At 49.9% G+C, this 20,181-nt stretch carries 20 protein-coding genes; 15 read left to right on the top strand and 5 right to left on the bottom strand.

What is annotated here, in order from left to right; all coding sequences use genetic code 11:
* Window positions 1-252 precede the first annotated feature (252 nt).
* The gene (locus PKH29_10045) at window positions 253-1,521 is read right to left on the bottom strand and encodes a sialidase family protein (GenBank protein HNX15174.1); all 1,269 of its coding nucleotides are present in this window, start codon (window positions 1,519-1,521) and stop codon (window positions 253-255) included.
* 255 nt (window positions 1,522-1,776) lie between these two features.
* Between PKH29_10045 and rpsF the strand changes: the two genes are divergently transcribed.
* From rpsF to PKH29_10020, 5 genes are all read left to right on the top strand, one after another.
* Window positions 1,777-2,064, top strand: coding sequence for a 30S ribosomal protein S6 (gene rpsF / locus PKH29_10040; GenBank protein ID HNX15173.1), 288 nt, complete (start codon window positions 1,777-1,779; stop codon window positions 2,062-2,064).
* A gap of 63 nt (window positions 2,065-2,127) precedes the next feature.
* Window positions 2,128-2,574 (top strand): single-stranded DNA-binding protein, encoded by a 447-nt coding sequence (gene ssb, locus PKH29_10035; GenBank protein HNX15172.1) that lies wholly within the window; start codon window positions 2,128-2,130, stop codon window positions 2,572-2,574.
* Between the two features lie 25 nt (window positions 2,575-2,599).
* Window positions 2,600-2,860 (top strand): 30S ribosomal protein S18, encoded by a 261-nt coding sequence (gene rpsR, locus PKH29_10030; GenBank protein HNX15171.1) that lies wholly within the window; start codon window positions 2,600-2,602, stop codon window positions 2,858-2,860.
* Between the two features lie 78 nt (window positions 2,861-2,938).
* Complete coding sequence (locus PKH29_10025) at window positions 2,939-3,934, top strand: DUF5050 domain-containing protein (protein ID HNX15170.1); 996 nt, start codon at window positions 2,939-2,941, stop codon at window positions 3,932-3,934.
* Between the two features lie 149 nt (window positions 3,935-4,083).
* Entirely contained in the window at window positions 4,084-5,985 is a 1,902-nt protein-coding gene (locus PKH29_10020; protein ID HNX15169.1) for a hypothetical protein, read from the top strand.
* 10 nt (window positions 5,986-5,995) lie between these two features.
* On the opposite strand, the gene PKH29_10015 is transcribed toward PKH29_10020, so the two are convergent.
* Together PKH29_10015 and PKH29_10010 are read right to left on the bottom strand one after the other, a co-directional pair.
* Complete coding sequence (locus tag PKH29_10015; protein HNX15168.1) at window positions 5,996-7,129, bottom strand: glycosyltransferase; 1,134 nt, start codon at window positions 7,127-7,129, stop codon at window positions 5,996-5,998.
* 69 nt (window positions 7,130-7,198) lie between these two features.
* A complete protein-coding gene (locus PKH29_10010; GenBank protein ID HNX15167.1) occupies window positions 7,199-7,639 on the bottom strand; it encodes a hypothetical protein in 441 nt (146 codons plus the stop codon).
* Between the two features lie 806 nt (window positions 7,640-8,445).
* Here PKH29_10010 and PKH29_10005 point away from each other — a divergent pair.
* From PKH29_10005 to PKH29_09965, 9 genes are all read left to right on the top strand, one after another.
* Complete coding sequence (locus PKH29_10005; protein ID HNX15166.1) at window positions 8,446-9,750, top strand: dihydroorotase; 1,305 nt, start codon at window positions 8,446-8,448, stop codon at window positions 9,748-9,750.
* Window positions 9,747-10,481, top strand: coding sequence for a dihydroorotate dehydrogenase electron transfer subunit (locus tag PKH29_10000; GenBank protein ID HNX15165.1), 735 nt, complete (start codon window positions 9,747-9,749; stop codon window positions 10,479-10,481). Before PKH29_10005 ends, PKH29_10000 begins: the two co-directional genes overlap by 4 nt.
* Entirely contained in the window at window positions 10,475-11,389 is a 915-nt protein-coding gene (locus PKH29_09995; GenBank protein ID HNX15164.1) for a dihydroorotate dehydrogenase, read from the top strand. The genes PKH29_10000 and PKH29_09995 overlap by 7 nt, the downstream gene beginning before the upstream one ends.
* A complete protein-coding gene (pyrF, locus tag PKH29_09990) occupies window positions 11,386-12,093 on the top strand; it encodes an orotidine-5'-phosphate decarboxylase (GenBank protein HNX15163.1) in 708 nt (235 codons plus the stop codon). Before PKH29_09995 ends, pyrF begins: the two co-directional genes overlap by 4 nt.
* Window positions 12,094-12,099: 6 nt before the next feature.
* Window positions 12,100-12,753 carry an orotate phosphoribosyltransferase gene (gene pyrE, locus PKH29_09985; GenBank protein HNX15162.1) on the top strand — a complete coding sequence of 218 codons (654 nt, stop codon included), beginning with the start codon at window positions 12,100-12,102 and terminating at the stop codon, window positions 12,751-12,753.
* 107 nt (window positions 12,754-12,860) lie between these two features.
* Entirely contained in the window at window positions 12,861-13,769 is a 909-nt protein-coding gene (gene pyrB / locus PKH29_09980; protein ID HNX15161.1) for an aspartate carbamoyltransferase, read from the top strand.
* Between the two features lie 124 nt (window positions 13,770-13,893).
* On the top strand, window positions 13,894-14,310 hold the full coding sequence (locus PKH29_09975) for an aspartate carbamoyltransferase regulatory subunit (GenBank protein ID HNX15160.1): 417 nt from the start codon (window positions 13,894-13,896) through the stop codon (window positions 14,308-14,310).
* 346 nt (window positions 14,311-14,656) lie between these two features.
* A complete protein-coding gene (locus PKH29_09970; protein HNX15159.1) occupies window positions 14,657-16,078 on the top strand; it encodes a sialidase family protein in 1,422 nt (473 codons plus the stop codon).
* Window positions 16,075-16,338 (top strand): thioredoxin family protein, encoded by a 264-nt coding sequence (locus tag PKH29_09965; GenBank protein HNX15158.1) that lies wholly within the window; start codon window positions 16,075-16,077, stop codon window positions 16,336-16,338. Before PKH29_09970 ends, PKH29_09965 begins: the two co-directional genes overlap by 4 nt.
* On the opposite strand, the gene PKH29_09960 is transcribed toward PKH29_09965, so the two are convergent.
* Window positions 16,315-17,433, bottom strand: a complete 1,119-nt coding sequence (locus PKH29_09960) for a GGDEF domain-containing protein (GenBank protein ID HNX15157.1) — start codon at window positions 17,431-17,433, stop codon at window positions 16,315-16,317. The two genes, PKH29_09965 and PKH29_09960, sit on opposite strands and share 24 nt — an antisense overlap.
* A gap of 131 nt (window positions 17,434-17,564) precedes the next feature.
* Here PKH29_09960 and PKH29_09955 point away from each other — a divergent pair, with 131 nt between their 5' ends.
* Window positions 17,565-18,830 carry a galactokinase family protein gene (locus PKH29_09955; GenBank protein ID HNX15156.1) on the top strand — a complete coding sequence of 422 codons (1,266 nt, stop codon included), beginning with the start codon at window positions 17,565-17,567 and terminating at the stop codon, window positions 18,828-18,830.
* Between the two features lie 140 nt (window positions 18,831-18,970).
* Here PKH29_09955 and PKH29_09950 read toward each other — a convergent pair whose 3' ends face one another.
* Window positions 18,971-20,161: an MFS transporter gene (locus tag PKH29_09950; protein HNX15155.1), complete on the bottom strand. Its 1,191-nt coding sequence runs from the start codon at window positions 20,159-20,161 to the stop codon at window positions 18,971-18,973.
* Window positions 20,162-20,181 lie beyond the last annotated feature (20 nt).

The following is a 20,181-nucleotide window of genomic DNA, read 5'->3' as shown; positions in this document are numbered from 1 at the left end:
GATCTTGACCTCGTTTACAGCTTACTACTCCTCGCTGTTCTAGTCAAGACCCAAAAAGAATAGAAACAAAAAGGGCGAATTTAAAAATTATCTGATAAATTTCATGATTTTTATGCTTGCGTTTGAATCTTTCAGCCATTGCAGCGCCTTAGGCGTTTAGTGGTTATAAAAAACAGTGTTCCTATTCTTTCCATATCAATTGAACCCGTGACTTAGATGTGACGGCGGGAGGATAAAACGCAGGCCAATCCTTTAATAGACGAGGCCGCGGAAGTTTTTGACTCGGTGAAAGGTGATGAGGTTTCCGTTGTGGGCGGTGGCGGCCTCCTCGTCGCCCGAGCGGCTCAGGATGCACAAATCCTCGCCGTCAATCGTCATTGAGGCGTAATGGCGAGCCTGCCGCTGGGTCTTTCCGACTGCGACCAGACCAGCAAAGCACCAATCGACACAGTTTTTTGAAAAGTGCAAAACGAGACGCTGGCGCTCGTTGTCGGGCAGACCGTAGCGGTCGTTTTCCATGTCTTCGAGTTTGACCATACTGTCGGTCGACTGCGTACTCAGCAGCCAATAGAGGTTCGAGACATCGTCGTAAATGATATGAAATTTCATCTGACCGCCGGGGCAGGGTACGAACACCATCGTTTTGCCCGAGGGAGCTGTTTCGAGCATCGAAGTCATGCTGCCGTCGGAATTTTCGACGACTTTTAAAATTGCCGCGATATTGGTGCGCTCGGTGTTGGCGCGCGCCCAAATGTGAAAAGTGTGTCCGCTCGGGTCATACAAAAAATGGCGGGGATCGGTAAACTGTACGACGTTGGATTCGAGCCATCCGAGCGGCGCGGTGTATCGCTTTGGGGTGAGTTCGGTGCTCTCTTCTTTTTCGGTCAGTAAGAACGGAATACCGAAATATTCGATCTTGTCGGAATCAACGAAGTCCTTAAAAACGATTTCAGATGCAAACGTCCAATTTTCCTTTTTGGTCAGGTCGGTGCCGAGTTTTCCGCGCATTAAAAACGGGGAAAGCGTAGAGACCCATGATCGTTTGACGTTTTGTTTGTGTCGCTCCATCACGAGATAGACAAAATCGTCTTTATACAGCACATTGCAGGGGGCTTGATGCCAATATTCGCCTTTGGTGAAAAATGCGGGCTCTGTCCAGGTCAGTCCGCCGTCGTCGGAGCGGATGATGCACAGGTCCCCGGCGTGGCCGATGATATAGATGGTGTCGCCGTCTGAAAACGGGCGGGCGTGCAGCAGCGAATAATCGGCGGTGTGTGTGAAGATCTTTCCGCCGTCATCGGAAATATATACGCGGCCTTGCCACACGCTCTCGGGCAAACAAAGCTTTTCGCCCGGGATTTTTGCCATCCCCTTGCCTGAGATGTCCATGGTGACAACGATGCGGCCGCCTTTTGAAATGCAGATGCCGGGGCTGTATAGATAGACGTCTTTGGGCGACGGCGAGCGCCAGACGACGGTGTATTCGTCGGCTAACGGTGTGATACGGTGCTCGTTTGGCATATAGTAGATTCCTTTCGCGCTTCGCAATGATAATCGATCATACCACATGTAACTCATATTGACAACAACGATCGAATAAAAGCCTTGACAGGGAAAGGAAACTTTGCTATAATACATGGGCTATGGGTAAAAAAGCCCGTGCATTCCTTGCCCCTGTAAAAAATGAAATTTCGATTTGGAAAATCCCAAAGGGAATTTCGGGGAGAACATCTTCAGTTCTCTGGGGCCAAGAGACCATAAGGAGGTGCAAAGATTATGGCTAATTATGAGTATGTGCTCGTGATCGATCCCGAGATCGGCGATGAAGCGGTCGCGGCGATGGTGGAAAAGTTTAAGAACTTGATCACCGAAAACGGCGAACTGACCGCAGTTGACGAATGGGGCAAGCGTCGTCTTGCTTACAAGATCAACTATAAATCCGAAGGGTATTATGCGCTGTACACATTCACGACCGAAAAATCCGATTTTCCGGCCGAGCTTGAGCGTATCAGCAAGATCACAGAAAACGTCCTGCGTTGGCTGGTTGTCAGAAGGGACGTCTGAAACGAAAGAATTTTAACCGAAGCCATATCGGCTCCGGAATCAGTGAGAAAGGATTGACAAATCATGTTGAATACCGTTGTTTTAATGGGGCGGCTCAGTGATAAACCCGAACTGCGCAAGACCCCGGGCGACGTCTCGGTTACCAGTTTTACAATCGCGATTGACAAGGGTTATGCCAAACCGGGCCAGGAGCGCCAGACCAACTGGATCGACTGCGTAGCCTGGCGTCAGACCGCCGATTTTATTACGAACTATTTTGACAAGGGCAGCATGATCGCCGTCACCGGCTCACTGCAGACCCGCACCTATACCGATAAAAACGGCAGCAACCGAAAAGCGGTTGAGGTCGTCGTGGACACTGCCTCGTTCTGCGGAAGCAAGCGCGAGGCCGGCGCCGCACCCGGAAACGCCCCTGAGGCGGCCGGCAATTTCGGGGCGCCCCAGACCTTCTCGAACGGCGCAGACAGCGATTTCGAGGAAGTCGGCACCGACGACGATCTCCCGTTCTGAAAGAACATTAAAAAGGAGGATCTGTATGGAAAGATCAGAGAGGTCGGAAAAGTCCTCTGCACCCTATAAGAACCGAAAGCAGCATAAAAAGGTCTGCCAGTTCTGTGTGGACAGAACGGATTTCATCGACTATAAAGACATCGCGAAGCTTCGGAGATTTACTTCCGAGCGCTCCAAGATATTGCCCCGCCGCGTGACCGGCACCTGCGCCGTTCACCAGCGCGCCCTGACCCAAGCCGTAAAGCGTGCACGCCATCTGGCGCTGCTGCCCTACATGAGCGACTAAAATCTCCGCTGTGAGCGGAGATTCGAAATCCCCGCTGAAAAGCGGGGATTTTTGTTTATGAGGGGGCGATTCTATATAATGTCAAAGAATAATGAAACTACTTTAATTTTATTCATTATGGTTTTCAGCATGTTGTCGGGTTGTTCATCTTTGCCACAGCAGAGTTCGGCATCGCAAAGTGTTGCATCGGAAGAAGCGCCGAATGTCTTGGAAGGCTGGATTTATGATAACGATTGTTTCGACGGCAGTTATGGTTTATGCAGATTCAACCTTGACGGAGAAGTTGTAAAAATCCATGACGATAACGCCGCTACAATTGTTTTGGATAAAAATTATATCTATTATTCCACAATGCCGGATAGCGAGGATTCACTTGATATTTACAGAATAAAACCGGATGGAACCGGACGCGAAAAGATCGTTGATAACGCTATTTTTCGTGAAGATTTTTATGTTCATAACGGGTGGCTTTATTATCAACAAGAATATTATATTTCCGGCTACGAAGGAGGACTCAGCAGAGTAAGAGTTGATGGGGGCGATGTGCAAAAAATCGGTGAATCGGGCATTTTTATGATTTATAAAGACATGATTTTTTATACAAGCACCAATGAGCAGGAAGAAACGATTATTTGCAAAATGAATCTTGACGGTTCCAACCCGGTAACTTTATGTATTCATGAATATGAGAGCAAATACGATAATTTCCCTTATTCCATGTTCATTGTGGATGACTGGATTTATTTTGAGGATAGTAATCCCATCGGAGCGGTACCAACTGATAAACGATATATCTACAAATTGAGTATTAACGGCGGCGAACCGATTCCGATTGTTGAGACGGTTACATCCGGTATCCGTTATCATCAAGGATATTTATATTATTCCGATGATCGTATCGAACAAGATTATCGAATGGAATTGAAAACAGGAAAGATAGAACAATTAAAATCTTTTAATACCTATAAAAGCGGTTATTACGGCGATTGGTACTGGTACTTCGAGCGATCGGGCGAAGTATATGAGAAGACGTTGAACAAGGTAAAAATCGAATCACTGGTAATGATTGAATAAGACGTAGCGGTCATTGAATGCGGTCGATACCATTCCCTGCAAGATAGTTATTAATGATGAAGATTCCGCGCTTCAAAGCGCGGAATCTTTGTTGAACTATTTCGTGTTTAGAGTATAATAAACATAACTTGCGGAAAAAGGTGACGGCGATGAAAATCGATTTCGCAAAAAAAGAAAAAAAAGACGAATGGCTTCGGCACCCGATTTACGGAGATCCTTCTTTTGATTCTTTTGAGCATGACCGCGAAAACCCAGTTTTGATCGGAAAACCGCCGTATGAATGGCCGGTCAACGGATTTTTATTTAATGACCCCAAGGGTACGGGGCTTTATTGTTATGTCGGAAATTATCTTCAAGGATATAGAATCGACAGCGAATACCCCGCTTGCTGCACCGTTTTCCATTCGAAAGACGACGGGAAGACATGGGAGGAGTTAGGTTCGGCATTCCCGAAAGAAAAGACGCAATTTACGGGATGCGAATATCATGTGGGCGAATCTCCCGATGTCTCGGTCATTTATCACGACGGGCGCTGCCATATGACCTATGACTGGGGCTCTGACAATAACACCTGGGCGACGATGCGCAGTCCGATCGCCGATAAATGTGACAGCGGCTGCGGTTATGCGGTCGCCGATTCCCCTCAAGGGCCGTTTATTCGGGATATAAATCCTATTTATAAAAACAGCGGCAACAAAGAGCGTAAGTATAATCGGTTTTACGCCACTTCGCTGCAAAAACGAAAAGAGGATTATATCTTTTTTATCCTTGCCGATTCGACCAAACACTTCGGCTGGGCTTTGTATGCGATTACCGCTCCGACGGCACAGGGTCCGTTTTCGGAACCCGTTCGTCTGCTGAGCCCAGACGGCGATGATTTTCATCCGCCGCTGATGGAGTTTTTTCCGACTTTTACATATGAAGGGTATGTTTACGCTCCGGCCACTTCGGTTGCCGGCAACCGCAATTTTCAAGTGATATGGCGGGCGCCCATTGAAAAAGCCGAAAAACCGGAGAGCTGGGAAATCTACATGCACGGCAGCATCTGGCATTCGGAACCTATCATCAATGAATACAGCGGCATTTTCGGACAGACAATTACCGGTTTTGTCGGCGAAGACGGCGTGCTTCGGGTCATGTTTCCCTCTAAAAACGACAAGGACTGCGGAACCATTAACATTGCCCGCCGACGCTGGGATCAACCATATCGCGACGGATTCGTATTAAGCGGGCATTTAGGTCCGTCAATCACTCTTTTGCGGCATGCATACAGAGATTTTAAACTTAAAACTTCGTTTAAACTTGTCGGAAAAGCGATATTGCTTTGGAATTACCGCGGTGCATTATACCCGGAAAAACCCACAAGCAATTCGGTATTGGAAGAAACCGCAGCGCTTTCATTCTGCGATGGGCTTGAACTCAGCGCGGACATCTGGCGGTTGATTCACTTTGACAAGTCGGGGGCCCGAATTATCATTGCAGAAGAAGGGTTATCACAATCACCGTCGGAAGCGGAGGTTTTCTGCGAAAGCGGTAAATTAACGATACGAATCGACGGACGGGAGAATTACAAGAGCGATTTCCGTTTCGGTGAAGGCCCAATAGGTCTTTACACTGAACCTCATTCGCATCTTCGCGTAAGCGAGTTTGAAGTGGAGGGTGAATGTCTGCCTGCGTCCCTGACTTATCTTTACGACGAGGGCTTGTTAGGCGCGGCGCAGCATATTGAACATTTTCAAAAAGTCGAAGATGATCTGTTCCGATTTGAGCACGGCAAAATCAGCCTGACCGAAGAGGTGCGGGTGAAATGGAATTTTATCGGCACCGGCTATAAACTCTGGAGTCCAAAAAGTCCCGAGTTCGGTCAGGTACGGTTGATCTTAGACGGTAAACCGCTTGGACAGATCGATTTATCGGCGCAAACGAAAGAGAAGTCTCGTGTGGTGTCCGAGATACGGGGCCTGAATGACGGATTTCACAATTTAATTGTGGAGCGGATAGACAAAAGAATGCCGGTTGATTCGATTGACGTGCTTTTTGAAAAACGGTAATCTCAATTTTTTAGGGGTAGTAACGCTCCAGCCAGCTTAATTCGGTTCGCTGCCCATTGGGTTGGTACCATCCTTTTTCAAACAGGCGGTAAACCCTTTGAAAATATTCCTCATACATTTTTCCGACGCGCTCCATCGAGTAGTTTTTGACTGCCCATTCATGGCAGTCCTTTGGCTTGATGTGCCAGATGTTATTCACAGCCCAACAAAACTCCTCAAAAGTCCGGCAGCGATATCCCGTTACACCGTGCAGAACGGTCTCGGGGAAGGCCCCCCAATCGCTGGTGATCACAGGAGTCCCGCAAAGCTGGGCTTCGACGTTGACTCCCCCGAACGGCTCGAGGTAATAGGTCGGCATTAAAACCGCCTTGGCGTTTCCAAGTAATTCGGTTCTTTGCTCCGGGCCGACAGCCGGATGGTAGACGATGTGCTTCTCGTCGGATAAATGAATCCCCTCGGCGGGATTCTCGAGCGAGCCCTGACCGACAATATATAACCGGTTTCCGGTGGCCTTTGCAATATCCGAGACCGCCTGAACGCCTTTTCGGTTGATGATTCTTCCGAAATAAAGCAGGTAATCCTGTTTTTTCGGCTGAAAAGGAAAGTCTTTCGGGTCGAAATAATTCGGGATGACCGCATCATACCATTTGCCGTCCTCTGTCTTTTGCAATCCGTAGATATAATGCATCCAAGCATAAGATTCAAACACGCGCAGTGACGAAAACACGCCTGTGTAACCGATCCCGGGTTCGACTGTGGGCAACTTAACGGCGTCTGCAATCGGTTTTTGATAAATGCCCATCGGACACAACAAGATATCCCGTTCTTTTTTTCGTGCAGTGATCGCTTCTGCGGCATTCCGATTAAAAACAGTGTGGGCGGCGTCGTTCGGGTCCTGTTTATATAAAATTGTTGTCCTGTCATAATCACCATAAGTATTGCGGAGATCCTCCTGCGTTGATACTTGTATAAACTCGTCACAGGTCACTTCGGAACCTTCCACACCGTAAAAAAATACCGTATGGCCGAAGGCCTTTATCATCCGGGCTAACTTGATGATTTTTTGTGTGTAGGCGCAGGTTGAATTTTTCCTGTTCGTCTCCAGATGGGCAAGCCCCAATAAATGAAATCTCATATTCGGCATAATGACCCTCACTGATATGTTATGTAGAATTGGCGGGACGTTTCGGAATAGTTCCCGCCAATCCGGTTTTTAGGTGATATCTTCAACACTGCAAGTCGATACAGCTGTGTTGTTGCCGATGATGGCAATACCGAACGCCGTTGTTGTGACATTGTTGTTTCCGGTTGAGCCGCCGCCCGCGCGAACGGTCACTTTGGTTGTGGTTCCGACGAAAGCCTGCAGCGTGGCTCTGACCCCGGCTTCACACTGGGCTTCACAACCCTCCGGCAATGGATCCGGCGGATCCAGGAAGGTAAATCCGGTGAACGTATTGCCTGCGGGCAGTGTGATAAAAGCGATTCTGCAAATGCTGATTCGGTCTGATATCGCATCCGATGGATTTATCAAATTAAAAATTGTATTGTTGGTGATGCTGAACGGTCTACCGCTGACAGAACCGCCGCTGTCCAGGTTTACGGTAATATTCGAACCGGAGAAATTCGTAATAATTTGCTCGATGATGTTATTCATTTGAGCGATACAAGAACAGCCCACTCCGCCGGGTTCACCTTGAGGTCCGGTAGGCCCTGTAGCACCTGTAGCACCGGTTGCTCCGGAAGCTCCGCTGGGCCCTGTAACACCAGTCGCTCCGGAAGCTCCGCTGGGCCCTGTAGCACCAGTCGCTCCGGAAGCTCCGCTCGGTCCTGTCGCTCCGGTCGCTCCCGTTGCGCCTACAGCTCCGGCAGCTCCGCTCGGTCCTGTCGCTCCGGTCGCTCCCGTTGCGCCTACTGCTCCGGCAGCTCCGCTTGGTCCGGTTTCTCCTGCAGGTCCCCTAAGTCCCGGTGGCCCCGGAGGTCCCGGACGTCCCGGACATCCGGGAGGCCCCGGTGGCCCCGGAGGGCATATACAAGGACTATGATTTTCTTCGCAAGAATAACATTGCAATATTTTCATTCCGCATTGGGAATCGATTAATCGGCAATCAAGGTCGAAATAATAATTTGAGTTTGATATAATAACACCTCCTCTCGCAATCAGTATATGTGCATCCGAAAATCGGCGTGCTTTCTTAAATAGGACATTTTAACCCAAAAAATTTATTTTAGGACTGCTTGACAGGTAGGTGAATCATATGGTAGAATCAAATCCGTAAAATCTTTAAGTGCGGTACAGAGATGCCGACAAGATGTCATACTGCCGACCTCTGCGTGCGAACTTGCGCGCGGTGTCTTCACACAGAATCTTGTCCGCACGGGCGAGATTTTTTACATGTTATGATATTTTCATAAGTAAAAGTTAAAATTCATGTTAACTTTGATGTGAAAGGACGGGTAAAGATGGAGTTTATCCTTACCGGCGGCAGAATTTACTCCGGCGGTTCGTTGAAACCAATGAATCTTGCAGTTTCCGAAAGCTGCATTTCCGCCCTTTCCCCGCAGCCTCTTTCGACCGATGGGAAAACCGTTTTTTCGGTCGCGTCAGCGACTTTCGCCTCGGCGACTATCGCATCAGCGTTTATATTGCCCGGTCTCACAGATGTGCATGTGCATCTGAGAGAGCCGGGATTTTTGTATAAAGAGACCATGAAGACCGGTACGGCTGCAGCCGCAAGGGGCGGTTATACGACCGTCTGTGCGATGCCGAACCTCTCGCCGTGCCCCGACACCGTCTCGCACTTAGCCGAGGTGCTCGCACCGATTCGACGCGACGCCAAAATCCACGTTCTGCCCTACGGCACGCTTACACTCGGAGAGGCAGGGCGGGTGATGTCGCAGATGAAGGGGATGCAGCCGTGGGTGTTCGCTTTCTCCGATGACGGAAAGGGCGTGCAGAGCGAAGAGATGATGCGGCAGGTTTTATGTGAGGCAAGGCGCATCGACGCATTGGTCTGCGCCCACTGTGAGGACAACGCTCTTGTGAAAAACGGCGTCATCCACGACGGCGCTTTTGCCAAAAAGCACGGGATTGCGGGCATCAGCTCCGAGAGCGAGTGGAGGCCGATTGAGCGCGATCTGGCGCTGGTGCGCGAAATCGGCGCGCGTTATCATGTCTGTCATGTCTCGTGCAAAGAAAGTGTCGCATTAATCCGCAAGGCCAAAAGAGAGGGACTTTCGGTTACCTGTGAGACCGCGCCGCACTATCTGCTGCTATGTCAGGATGATTTGAAAGACGACGGCAGATTTAAAATGAATCCGCCGCTTCGGGATAAAGCTGACCGCGAAGCGCTTGTCGAAGGAATTTTGGACGGTACGATCGATGTGATCGCCACCGACCATGCACCTCATGCTGCGCACGAAAAAGCGCAGGGCCTGCGGGGCAGCTTGATGGGTATCGTCGGGCTCGAGACTGCGCTGCCGTTGCTCTACACCGAATTCGTCAAGACAAAAATACTGACCTTCGAAAAACTAATGGAGATTCTGCACGACAACGCTTTGAAACTATTCGGGCTTGGGTCGAATTTAGAAATTGGTGCGCCGGCGGATTTGACCGTGTTCGACCCGGAATGCAGATACACCATCAACCCTGCCGATTTTGCAAGCATGGGCAAGAGCACGCCGTTTGAAGGCCGCGATGTATACGGAAAAATCCGCATGACAGCAGTCGGCGGTGAGATCGTCTGGAAGGAGCGTGATTTCGGATGAAAGACCGGATCTGTGTGGTCGCGGGGAATTTCCCGATCGCGCGTGACGTCTTCCGGATGAAGTTGATTTGTCCCGAACACAGCTTTACCGCGCCGGGGCAGTTTTTGAACCTTAAAATAAACGGGTTATACTTACGCAGGCCGATCTCGATCTGCGATTGGGACAGCGAGAGCGTCGACATCATTTATAAAGTGATCGGAAAAGGCACCGAAACGCTGAGTAAGATGGCGTCGGGAGACGAAATTTCGGCGTTAATGCCGCTCGGAAACGGGTTCGACACGAACCGCTGCGGGCAAAAACCGCTGCTCATCGGTGGGGGCGTCGGAACTCCTCCTCTCTACGGATTAGTAAAAGCGTTGATTGCGCAGGGTAAAAAACCGACAGCGGTGTTGGGATTTAACAGCGCCGTAGATGCGATGTTAATCCAAGAGTTCGAGGCGCTGGGCGTGTCGGTGCATATCACCACGGTTGACGGCACACTTGGGATGAAGGGCTTTGTCACCGATGCGATCCGTGAACTTTCGGGTTACACCGATTACTGCGCATGCGGACCCGAGCTGATGTTGAAAGCGGTTTTCGCCGTCTGCCCGACCGACGGGCAGCTGAGTTTTGAAGCGCGCATGGCCTGCGGGTTCGGCGCGTGCATGGGGTGCAGCTGTCAGACCAGGAGCGGCTCAAAACGCATCTGCAAGGATGGGCCGGTGCTGTTGAAAGAGGACTTAATATGGTAGATATGCGCGTAAACGTGGCGGGGCTTCGGCTCGATAATCCGATTATCCCGGCCAGCGGGGTGTTCGGATTCGGCGCAGATTTCGCTCAGCTATACGATTTGAACATTCTCGGGTCGATCGCCTTTAAGGGCACGACCAAAGAGCCGCGCTTCGGCAATCCCGAGCCGCGCATCGCCGAATGCCCGGCAGGCATGCTGAACGCGGTCGGACTGCAAAATCCGGGCATCGAAAAAGTGATCACCGAAGAACTGCCGAAACTTTTTAGCGTATATAAAAAGCCTGTAATCGCCAATGTCAGCGGGTTTTCAATCGACGAATATGTGTACTGCTGCAAGGCGCTGGACGCAGTGGAACAGGTGGAGATATTGGAGGTCAACATCAGCTGCCCCAACGTCCACGGCGGCGGAATTGCGTTCGGCACCGACCCGAAATCTGCGGCAGCCGTTACTAAGGCCGTCAAAGCCGTGGCGAAAAAGCCGGTGTTTATCAAACTCTCGCCGAACGTGACAGACATCACCGAAATCGCAAAAGCGGTCGAAGCCGAGGGGGCGGACGGCGTATCGTTAATCAACACCCTGCTCGGAATGCGGATTGACCTGAACCGCAGAAAACCGATTCTCGCCAATGTCACCGGCGGCTACTCGGGGCCGGGTGTGTTCCCGGTGGCGGTTCAAATGGTGTATCAGGTTTACAAGGCTGTAAAAATTCCGATTATGGGCATGGGCGGTATCGCAAGCGCCGAAGATGTGATCGAGATGATGCTCGCGGGGGCGGCCGCGGTGCAGATCGGCTCCGCGAATCTGGTCGATCCCTTTATCTGCCGTAAAATCATCGCAGACCTGCCGTCGGTCATGGAGAAATACCGGATCGAACGGCTTTCAGAACTTACAGGAGGGGCTCATTTATGAACAGAGACATCATCATCGCATGCGACTTCAGCAGCACGGCGCAGACCATCTCGTTTTTAAACCGCTTCGGCAACGAGCGGCCTTATGTCAAAATCGGCATGGAATTGTTTTACGCCGAGGGACCCGCCATCGTACGAGCTTTAAAAGCGCGCGGACACCGCATTTTCCTCGATTTGAAGCTTCATGACATCCCGACCACGGTCAAAAAGACCATGCGGGTTCTCTCGGAGCTCGGCGCGGATATGATAAATTTACATGCGGGCGGAGGCCGTGCGATGATGGAGGCCGCGCTCGACGGGCTTGCGGGCTTTTCGGGACCTCGTCCGCTGTTAATCGGCGTGACGATGCTGACCTCGACCAGCCAACAGAGCATGCGAGAAGAACTCTATATTGATCGCACTTTGCCCGAAGTCGTCATCGGCTACGCTAAAAATTGCAAGGACTCGGGATTCGACGGCGTGGTTTGTTCTCCGCTCGAGGCCTCCGTGGTACATGCGGCTTGCGGTAACAGCTTTTTGACTGTGACGCCGGGTATCCGCTTCGCCGAGGAATCGGCGGGCGATCAGGTACGCGTGATGGATCCGGCCGGCGCGAGAGTTGCCGGTTCGGACTTTATCGTCGTCGGGCGCTCGATCACACAGGCGGATGATCCCGCTGCGGCGTGGCGGCGTTGCAAACGCGACTTTTTGGAGCAAGTGGTATAAAACGATATGAAGATAAACAAAGAGGAAATTGCGCGCGGACTGCTTTCGATCGGCGCGGTGTTTTTCCGGCCCGACGAGCCGTTCGTCTGGGCCAGCGGCATCAAAAGCCCGGTCTATTGCGACAACCGCCTAATTTTAACTGCGCCCGAAGTCCGCGTCAAGGTCGAGCAGGCATTGGCCGACATGATCAATGAAAACTATCCCGAGGCACAAGCGCTGTTCGGAACCAGCACCGCCGGAATCGCTCATGCGGCCATCGCGGGACACATTTTAGGACTTCCGATGGGCTATGTGCGCGGGGAGGCCAAGACCCACGGCAGAAATAACAAGATCGAAGGCCGGCTTGAACCGGGACAAAAAGCGGTCGTCGTTGAGGATTTGATTTCGACCGCGGGCAGCGCGATTGAAACCGCACAGGCGCTTCGGGACGAGGGCGCGCAAGTACTCGGCATCGCGAGCATCTTCACCTATAACATGCAAAAAGGACTGGAAAAACTGACGGCGGCGGGGTTGAAAAATGTTTCGCTGATCGATTTTGACACAGTCGCGCAGGTTGCCGCACAGACCGGATATATCGCGCCTAAAGATGTTGAAAGGTTAAAAGTATTCCGCGATAATCCCTCTGATGAGAGTTGGATCAGGGGGAATTTTGAAAATTAAAACTTTCAAAAGAATTTTCTCCTTTTGTGTCAATGACACAAATTCGAAAACAAATTTTTGTTTTCGAACCGGACAAAATAGTCCTCTCAATCAGAAAGGATAAAAACATGAACAGTTTAATTGATATTTTAGACCTTTCCACCGCTGAAATCGAGAGTTTGCTCAATGTCGCTGATGACATCATCGCGCGTCCGGCGGCTTATGCCGAGCGCTGCCGCGGCAAAAAGCTGGCGACGCTGTTTTTCGAGCCGTCGACCCGCACAAGGCTGAGTTTTGAGGCGGCGATGTATGAGCTGGGCGGAAATGTGCTCGGATTTTCGGAAGCAAACAGCTCCTCGGCTTCCAAAGGAGAGAGCGTCTCGGATACCGTGCGAACGGTTGGTTGTTACGCCGACATCATCGCCATGCGCCACCCCAAGGAGGGCGCGCCGCTTGTGGCTTCGATGAAAGCGGGCGTTCCGGTAATCAATGCCGGGGACGGCGGACATAACCACCCGACGCAGACCTTGACCGACCTGCTGACCATCCGCCGCGAAAAAGGGCGGCTGGACACGCTGACCGTCGGGCTTTGCGGCGACTTGAAATTCGGGCGCACGGTGCACTCGCTGATCGGCGCAATGTCGCGATATGATAATGTGAAATTTGTGTTGATCTCTCCGCCGGAACTGACGATTCCCGAATATCTGCGGCAGGAAGTACTTAAAAATCACATCGAATATCTCGAGACCGCCGACTTGGAAAGCGTGATCGGCACACTGGATGTGCTATATATGACACGGGTTCAGCGGGAGAGGTTTTTCAATGAAGCCGATTATGTGCGGTTAAAGGACAGCTATATTCTGACCTGTGAAAAGCTCGAAAGAGCAAGGGAAGACCTCATTATCCTCCACCCCCTCCCCCGTGTCAACGAAATTTCGGTTGAAGTCGACGACGACCCGCGCGCCTGTTATTTCAAGCAGGTGTTGAACGGAAAATATGTGCGCATGGCGTTGATACTGAGGTTATTGGGGTTATAAGAAATCAAACCCGCAACAGTGCAGAGGCGAACCGTTTGCCGGATTCGAGTGACACATTAGCGGCGGGATGATATTACTCGGGCGAACGCAGTGCGCCCCTGCATCTATAAGAAGGAGCATCATTATGATTGTCAATCCGATTACCGACGGCATCGTGCTCGATCATATCAAAGCCGGGCGGGCTATGGAGATTTATAACGTACTGAATCTCGGGCGGCTCGACTGCACCGTAGCGATTATTTTGAATGCCGACAGCCAAAAGATGGGCAAAAAGGATATTTTAAAAATCTGCCAGCCGATCGACCTCAACCTCGACGTGCTCGGCTATCTCGACCCGGGCATTACAGTCACCTATATCGCCGACGGCAAAAAAGTCCGGCGGGTGCATTTGGAATTGCCTGAAAAAGTCAGCGGTGTAATAAATTGCAAAAATCCGCGCTGCATCACTTCAACGGAGCAGGAACTGCCGCATGTGTTCAAGCTGACTGACCGTGAAAACGGCATTTATCGGTGCGTCTATTGCGAGACAAAGGCAAAATAACTTAGTTAGCAGTTGGCAGTTAAAAGTATACGGTTATATTCTCTGAAGTATAATTTAATCCGATTTTGCAAAGTAAAACACTTGGTTTCTACTTTAACTGTTAATTATTCGCTTTAAAAATAATGGTAAGAGCAGTAGAATTTACCGATTAAATTTCAAAAACCCATAATATTTTGTAATACTGAGGGCAAAACGGGAGAAAAATGCGAGATATTTACCAAAAACGTTATTTATTTTTATCCGTTTTAGTGGAATTACCGAACTTTTTTAAAAATGTTACAGTGCTTGAATCGTCCGCCCGAATGTGGTACCATATTCGCAAATATTGAAGCGAAAGGGTATGCACATGAGAGCGGATTTGTTTTGGGGTTATAAACCGTATACGCGACCGGATGAAAAAGCAAAAGCGCTGCTGCCTTATATCGTGCGGCTTGCGCCCGAAAAAGACGCCCTTGTATTGGAATGGTTCGACCGAGACGACAGCGGTAACCATATTTTAAAGTGGCGGGAGCGCGGTACCGAAACTTGGAACGAACAGCTCGCAAACACCTCGGTGCTTCGCATTGAGGGGCTTTTATACGAGCATGAATATGAAGTGACGGTTTCGCGTAAAGATTGGACCTGCGGCAATGTGCGCCTGTTTATGACCGGCGGCGCACCTGACGACGGCGTTGTTATAAATTATCTGCATCCGGAGGACAAGCAGTATGCGTTTTCGGGGCGCTTTTTATGCAGTCCGTCGATTGTCAAGCTGCCGTCGGGCGCACTGCTCGCATCGATGGACGTTTATGAGTACCACGGCTGCCAGAATCTCGAATTGATCTTCCGTTCGGATGACTGTGGCAAGACCTGGCGGTATATGACCGACATCTTCCCCTGCTTTTGGGGCAAACTCTTTGTGCATCGCGGACAACTTTACTTGATGGGTTGCAATACCGAAAACGGTGATATCATCATCGGCGCTTCGGATGACGAAGGGGAGACTTGGGGCGCTCCGTCGCATTTATTACGGGGCGCCGGTATGTCAATCCGCAACGGCTGGCAAATGTGCCCCTCACCGGTGATTGTGCATAAGGGCCGCATCTGGATGGCGGCTGATTTCGGCGGCTGGGAAGAGCGCGGCAGTTTTACCAACGGACTGATCAGCGCACCCGAAGACAGTGACTTGCTCGACCCGAAAAACTGGCTTTGTACCGATATGACTCAAAGTCAATTCGATGTGGATTGGTTCAAAAAAGGTGCGCCGAAAAACAGCCGACCCGGAGCGATGCTTGAACCGAGTCCGGCGGTGGGATTAAATGGCGAAATCATTTGCGTGACCCGAATCGGATTAGTCGGTTGCGAGCCGGAATTCGGAGTCGGGGTGCTTTTACGCGGCGACCCGGATAACCCCGAAAAACCGCTTTCTTTGGAGGGGTTTGCCGAGATGCCGAGCGGCTCGAACAGCCGAAGCCATGTCATATTCGACGAAAAAAGCAGACAATATATCGCGGCGGGCAATATCTGCGTTGACCCGATAACACCCGCGCAGAGAAACGTCCTTGCGATCGAGGCCTCGTCCGACTTGATTCAATGGCGGGTGATTAAAGTTTTGATTGACTACCGCAAAGACGATCCAAAACAGGTCGGGTTCCAATATCCGGCGTTTATCATCGATAATGAGGATCTTTTATTGGTTTCGCGCACAGCATTGCACGGCGCGGATAATTTTCACAACGCCAATATGACGACGTTTCACATCATAGAAAATTTCAGGAGGTATTTATGAAGGAACTTACTTATTTCTATCTCGCCGGCTGCCCGTTCTGCCGCGCGGCCGACAAGATGCTCGAGGAACTTGAAACCGAAAATCCGGAGTTTTCGAAAATCCCGATTAAAAAAATAGAGGAGCGCGAAAATGCCGCACTAGCCAACCGGTATGATTATTATTATGTGCCTTGCTTTTGGCTCGGAACCCAGAAACTGCACGAGGGCGCAGCCGCGAAAGAAAAACTGCGCGGCATTTTAGAAGAGGCCCTCATAAGCTGAAGCCGTGTCGTAAATACAATAACGGTCTTTGCCTTCGTGTTTAGCTTGATACATTGCGCGATCTGCATTTTTATAAAGTTCATCATAAGTTCCTTGTCCGTTTTCCGAAAAGGCAAGCCCCAAACTGACCGAAACTGAGCGGGTTTTACCGTCGTGAATATAGGTACGGCGGAGCAAACTTATGGTTTGGCTGGCTTTAAACTCCATCCATTCCTTGCCCGGTATACTGGGCAGAAACACAATGAATTCGTCTCCGCCGAGCCGGGAGATATAATCGGTGTTGCGAAAAGCGCCCTTTAACGAGCTTGCAATGTCGGTCAACAGCTTGTCCCCATATTGGTGGCCGAACGTATCGTTGATCTGCTTAAAATTATCAATATCCATCAGCATCATAGCCGAGAGTTCATGGCGCTGGTTGAGGTGATCGTAGATCTTTTTTTCGATAGCGCCGCGTGTGTAAAGGTTGGTCAGCGTGTCGGTCTCGGAGAGCTTCTCAAGCCGATTTCGTGTTATAATCTCCTCAATTTTCGTATTGGTGTAGTGACGCCCCACAAAGAAACCGGCGGCATAAAAAGTCACGCAGTTGATGCACTCAATAACAGCGATCGAATGCGCTTTGATATACAAAGAAGCAATGCAGAAAACCGCTACCGGCAACAGAGAGAATAATGCGATTTTACCGGGCTTTTCAAGAATGAAGACGGGCATGACGGCCAGCAAAACGCAGACCACAACCGTAGGAAGTCCCAGCCGGGAAAGCACGTCAAGTACAATTGCAAATCCCAAGGAAGCTAAATAAAAAATCATATAAAACGGCATAATCCAGCGAGGATGCGTCGGTAAAAACAGACGGCATGAAATATGAGTTAAAAGCGAGAGAATCACAAAAGCCGCATAAACGAATAGGGCATCGGAGAGGGAGTTCACAAAAAGCGCGGCCATAAACGGCAGTGAAGTGATAAAAATAAAAGCGGCGCTGAGACGCTCCATCAGAAACAGGTTAGTATCGATAATATCTTTATGAAGTTCTTGAAAGGTTTCAGTGTCATAATGTCCGAACCAAAAGGACCGGGTCATCATTTTGATCCATTTCAACTCAATCAACTCCCAATTTCTTACCACATTCAGTATAACACACCTTAATGATGAGTACAAGTGAAAAATTAATTGAAACATAAGGTCAATTGTGATATGATTTCGGTAATTGCCCCGAAAGGACGTTTTTTATGTTAAAAGCACGAAAAATGATTGAATTGATAAACGCGGGAGGACTGGATGATTCTCTTGTGTTTTTATACGGAAGCGCTCAGAGAGAGCGCTATTGCGAACTTTTAGAGGAATTTATCCGCCAGTACGGTGACCGGGAAATCACTTTAATCAGCGCGCCCGGACGAGTTGAGATCGGCGGAAACCACACCGACCATCAGCACGGCTGTGTGCTTGCGGCAGCGATTCAACTCGATATCATCGCTGTGGTTTCTCTCAGGGATGATCGGAATGTCCATATGAAGTCGAAGGGATTTCCCGAAGACTGTTTGACTTTAGAGGATTTGACGCCGAAAGACCGGGAAAAAGGCACATCGGCGGGATTGATTCGGGGCGTTGCCGCAGGAATTAATAATCTGGGAGGGAAAATCGGCGGTTTCGATGCCTGTACAACCTCTGATGTGCTCAAAGGGTCGGGGATCTCGTCTTCGGCAGCTTTTGAGGTGCTTGTCGCCGCAATTTTCAACAACTTGTACAACGACGGAATTATATCACATACAGATGAGGCGAAAATAGGACAGTATGCAGAGAATGTCTATTTCGGAAAACCGAGCGGCCTGATGGACCAGATGGCAAGCGCCACCGGCGGTTTTGTCGGCATCGATTTCAAAGACCCGAAGAATCCTGTGATTTCGCCGGTGGAATTCGATTTCAAAAAAACCGGATATGCGCTCTGCATCGTTGACACCGGCGGAAGCCATGCCGACCTGACAAGCGAATATGCCGCCATTAAAAATGAGATGTGCGCCGTCGCCGGGTTTTTCGGCAAATCTGTCCTGCGCGAAGTCGACGAGGCGAAGTTTATCGCCGATATTCCGGCGATTCGTAATAAATGCGGCGACAGAGCCGTATTGCGAGCTTTGCACTTTTTCGCCGATACCAGACGCGCCGAACAGGAAAAAAACACGCTGCAAAAGGGCAAATTCGAAGAATTTCTGCGGCTTGTCAACGAGTCGGGGCGCTCTTCATTTATGTATAACCAAAACGCTTATGCGGTTTCGGATCCGGCGTTTCAGGGCATCAGTGTCGGGCTTGCTTTAACCGAACGATTTTTAAACGGTATCGGCGCTTGCCGTCTTCAGGGCGGCGGTTTCGGGGGGACGGTTCAAGTGTTTTTGCCGACTGAGATGTTAGCCGGATACCAAAACGAAATTGAAAAGGTATTCGGCGAAGGCAGCTGCAAGCCGATGCGGATTCGGGCGGACGGAAGCAGGATAGTAGAATAAATATGTAGGGTGGGATGCCTCGAACCGCAGTTCGTTTCACCCCACCGAACGAACGAAAAGCCCATTATAATTAGAAATTGACGGCGGGATCATGAGGGCGTTCCTCAGAGCATCCCGCCCTACTTTTTATATATATAATATTAAAATTTAACGCCGTGAGATGATTTGTAAACCACTGACTTTTTGCCGAGGGTCATAAAATACACAGCCATCGAAATGAATCCGAGCGCCGAGCAAATCAACAGCGAGGTTTTTGTGCCGATCGTCTGCGTCAACACGCCGCCCAAAATACCGGCAAGAATTTTCGGGGCGCCCGCAGGCAGCGCACACATCAACGTTTGGGCAGAGGCCTGCAGTTCGCCCGGGATATTTTCGGTGATGTAGACCGAGGCGCAGTACTGCGACGAAGAAATCGAGACACCGGTGATAACGCCCGCAAAAAGCAGAAGCGAGGGCGACATAAAAAATCCCAGCATGATATAACGGCCCGCGGTCAGCACCAGCGAAATCCACATCAGTTTTTTGGAACCGTATCGACGGAACAATCCCGTAAACAGCAAAAAGAACGGAATTTCACCCACGACGGTTAGTAATACATTCAAACCCCACACCCATTTCGGTGCACCGAGATCATTGATCAGATACGAGGGAAAGAAATTTTGATAATAACTCCAGCAAAAGTTGATGATACCGATGAATAAAAACATCCACATCAAAATTTTGTCTTTAAACAGCGGCCTGAGAGAAAGTTTCTTTTTCGACGCTTGCCCTTCGACTTTCGGCGTGAAGAGCATCGTGAAACAATTTATAACGGTCACCGCGATGAAAATTAAAAATACCGGCGTATAGTCGTCTTTGATAAACAACGTCAGCACACAGGCGACTATACCGTAGGCAATTGTTCCCATCACGCGTATGGTGCCGTATTTAAGCTGGTTGCGGTAGGTATATTCCAACGTGATCGTATCGTTTAACGTGGCTGAGGGAGCCAAAAAACAAAGAGTTGCCGCGATGGTAACCGCATGCCACAAAAAGCTGTTTGAAAACGTCATGGCAAAGTAACAGACCGCTGAACCGGCCATGGTGATCAACAGAATCGTATTTTTATGCTTTGACTTATCCGCAGCCATGCCGAACAACAGCGGTGAAATAACTGCCGCCGCTTGTCCGAAGGACAGCAGCGCACCTACTTCGACAGGCGTATGTATGGTACCGAGAAAAAGCTGAACGAAGCAGTAAAACAATGCGAAGAGTGTATAGACGCCCGCATTGATCACAAACAGTGAGGTAATCGTAAGCGAATTCGTCAGCTTTTTCCCGGTGCCGTTCAATCAATTACATCCTTTTATTT

It is taken from the genome of Oscillospiraceae bacterium, assembly GCA_035353335.1.
Lineage (GTDB): Bacteria > Bacillota > Clostridia > Oscillospirales > JAKOTC01 > DAOPZJ01.
The sequence above is the reverse complement of the archived record's forward strand: the minus strand, read 5'-3'. Positions and strand labels throughout refer to the sequence as shown.

What these genes read in the sequence shown, in the direction of transcription:
- PKH29_10010 (HNX15167.1), bottom strand. Translation starts at nt 7,639, where the DNA reads ATGAATAACATCATCGAGCAAATTATTACGAATTTCTCCGGTTCGAAT.
- PKH29_10025 (HNX15170.1), top strand. Translation starts at nt 2,939, where the DNA reads ATGTCAAAGAATAATGAAACTACTTTAATTTTATTCATTATGGTTTTC.
- PKH29_09970 (HNX15159.1), top strand. Translation starts at nt 14,657, where the DNA reads ATGAGAGCGGATTTGTTTTGGGGTTATAAACCGTATACGCGACCGGAT.
- rpsR (HNX15171.1), top strand. Translation starts at nt 2,600, where the DNA reads ATGGAAAGATCAGAGAGGTCGGAAAAGTCCTCTGCACCCTATAAGAAC.
- rpsF (HNX15173.1), top strand. Translation starts at nt 1,777, where the DNA reads ATGGCTAATTATGAGTATGTGCTCGTGATCGATCCCGAGATCGGCGAT.
- PKH29_10015 (HNX15168.1), bottom strand. Translation starts at nt 7,129, where the DNA reads ATGCCGAATATGAGATTTCATTTATTGGGGCTTGCCCATCTGGAGACG.
- pyrE (HNX15162.1), top strand. Translation starts at nt 12,100, where the DNA reads ATGAAGATAAACAAAGAGGAAATTGCGCGCGGACTGCTTTCGATCGGC.
- pyrB (HNX15161.1), top strand. Translation starts at nt 12,861, where the DNA reads ATGAACAGTTTAATTGATATTTTAGACCTTTCCACCGCTGAAATCGAG.
- pyrF (HNX15163.1), top strand. Translation starts at nt 11,386, where the DNA reads ATGAACAGAGACATCATCATCGCATGCGACTTCAGCAGCACGGCGCAG.
- PKH29_09965 (HNX15158.1), top strand. Translation starts at nt 16,075, where the DNA reads ATGAAGGAACTTACTTATTTCTATCTCGCCGGCTGCCCGTTCTGCCGC.
- PKH29_09995 (HNX15164.1), top strand. Translation starts at nt 10,475, where the DNA reads ATGGTAGATATGCGCGTAAACGTGGCGGGGCTTCGGCTCGATAATCCG.
- PKH29_10020 (HNX15169.1), top strand. Translation starts at nt 4,084, where the DNA reads ATGAAAATCGATTTCGCAAAAAAAGAAAAAAAAGACGAATGGCTTCGG.
- PKH29_10000 (HNX15165.1), top strand. Translation starts at nt 9,747, where the DNA reads ATGAAAGACCGGATCTGTGTGGTCGCGGGGAATTTCCCGATCGCGCGT.
- PKH29_10005 (HNX15166.1), top strand. Translation starts at nt 8,446, where the DNA reads ATGGAGTTTATCCTTACCGGCGGCAGAATTTACTCCGGCGGTTCGTTG.
- PKH29_09955 (HNX15156.1), top strand. Translation starts at nt 17,565, where the DNA reads ATGTTAAAAGCACGAAAAATGATTGAATTGATAAACGCGGGAGGACTG.
- ssb (HNX15172.1), top strand. Translation starts at nt 2,128, where the DNA reads ATGTTGAATACCGTTGTTTTAATGGGGCGGCTCAGTGATAAACCCGAA.
- PKH29_09975 (HNX15160.1), top strand. Translation starts at nt 13,894, where the DNA reads ATGATTGTCAATCCGATTACCGACGGCATCGTGCTCGATCATATCAAA.
- PKH29_10045 (HNX15174.1), bottom strand. Translation starts at nt 1,521, where the DNA reads ATGCCAAACGAGCACCGTATCACACCGTTAGCCGACGAATACACCGTC.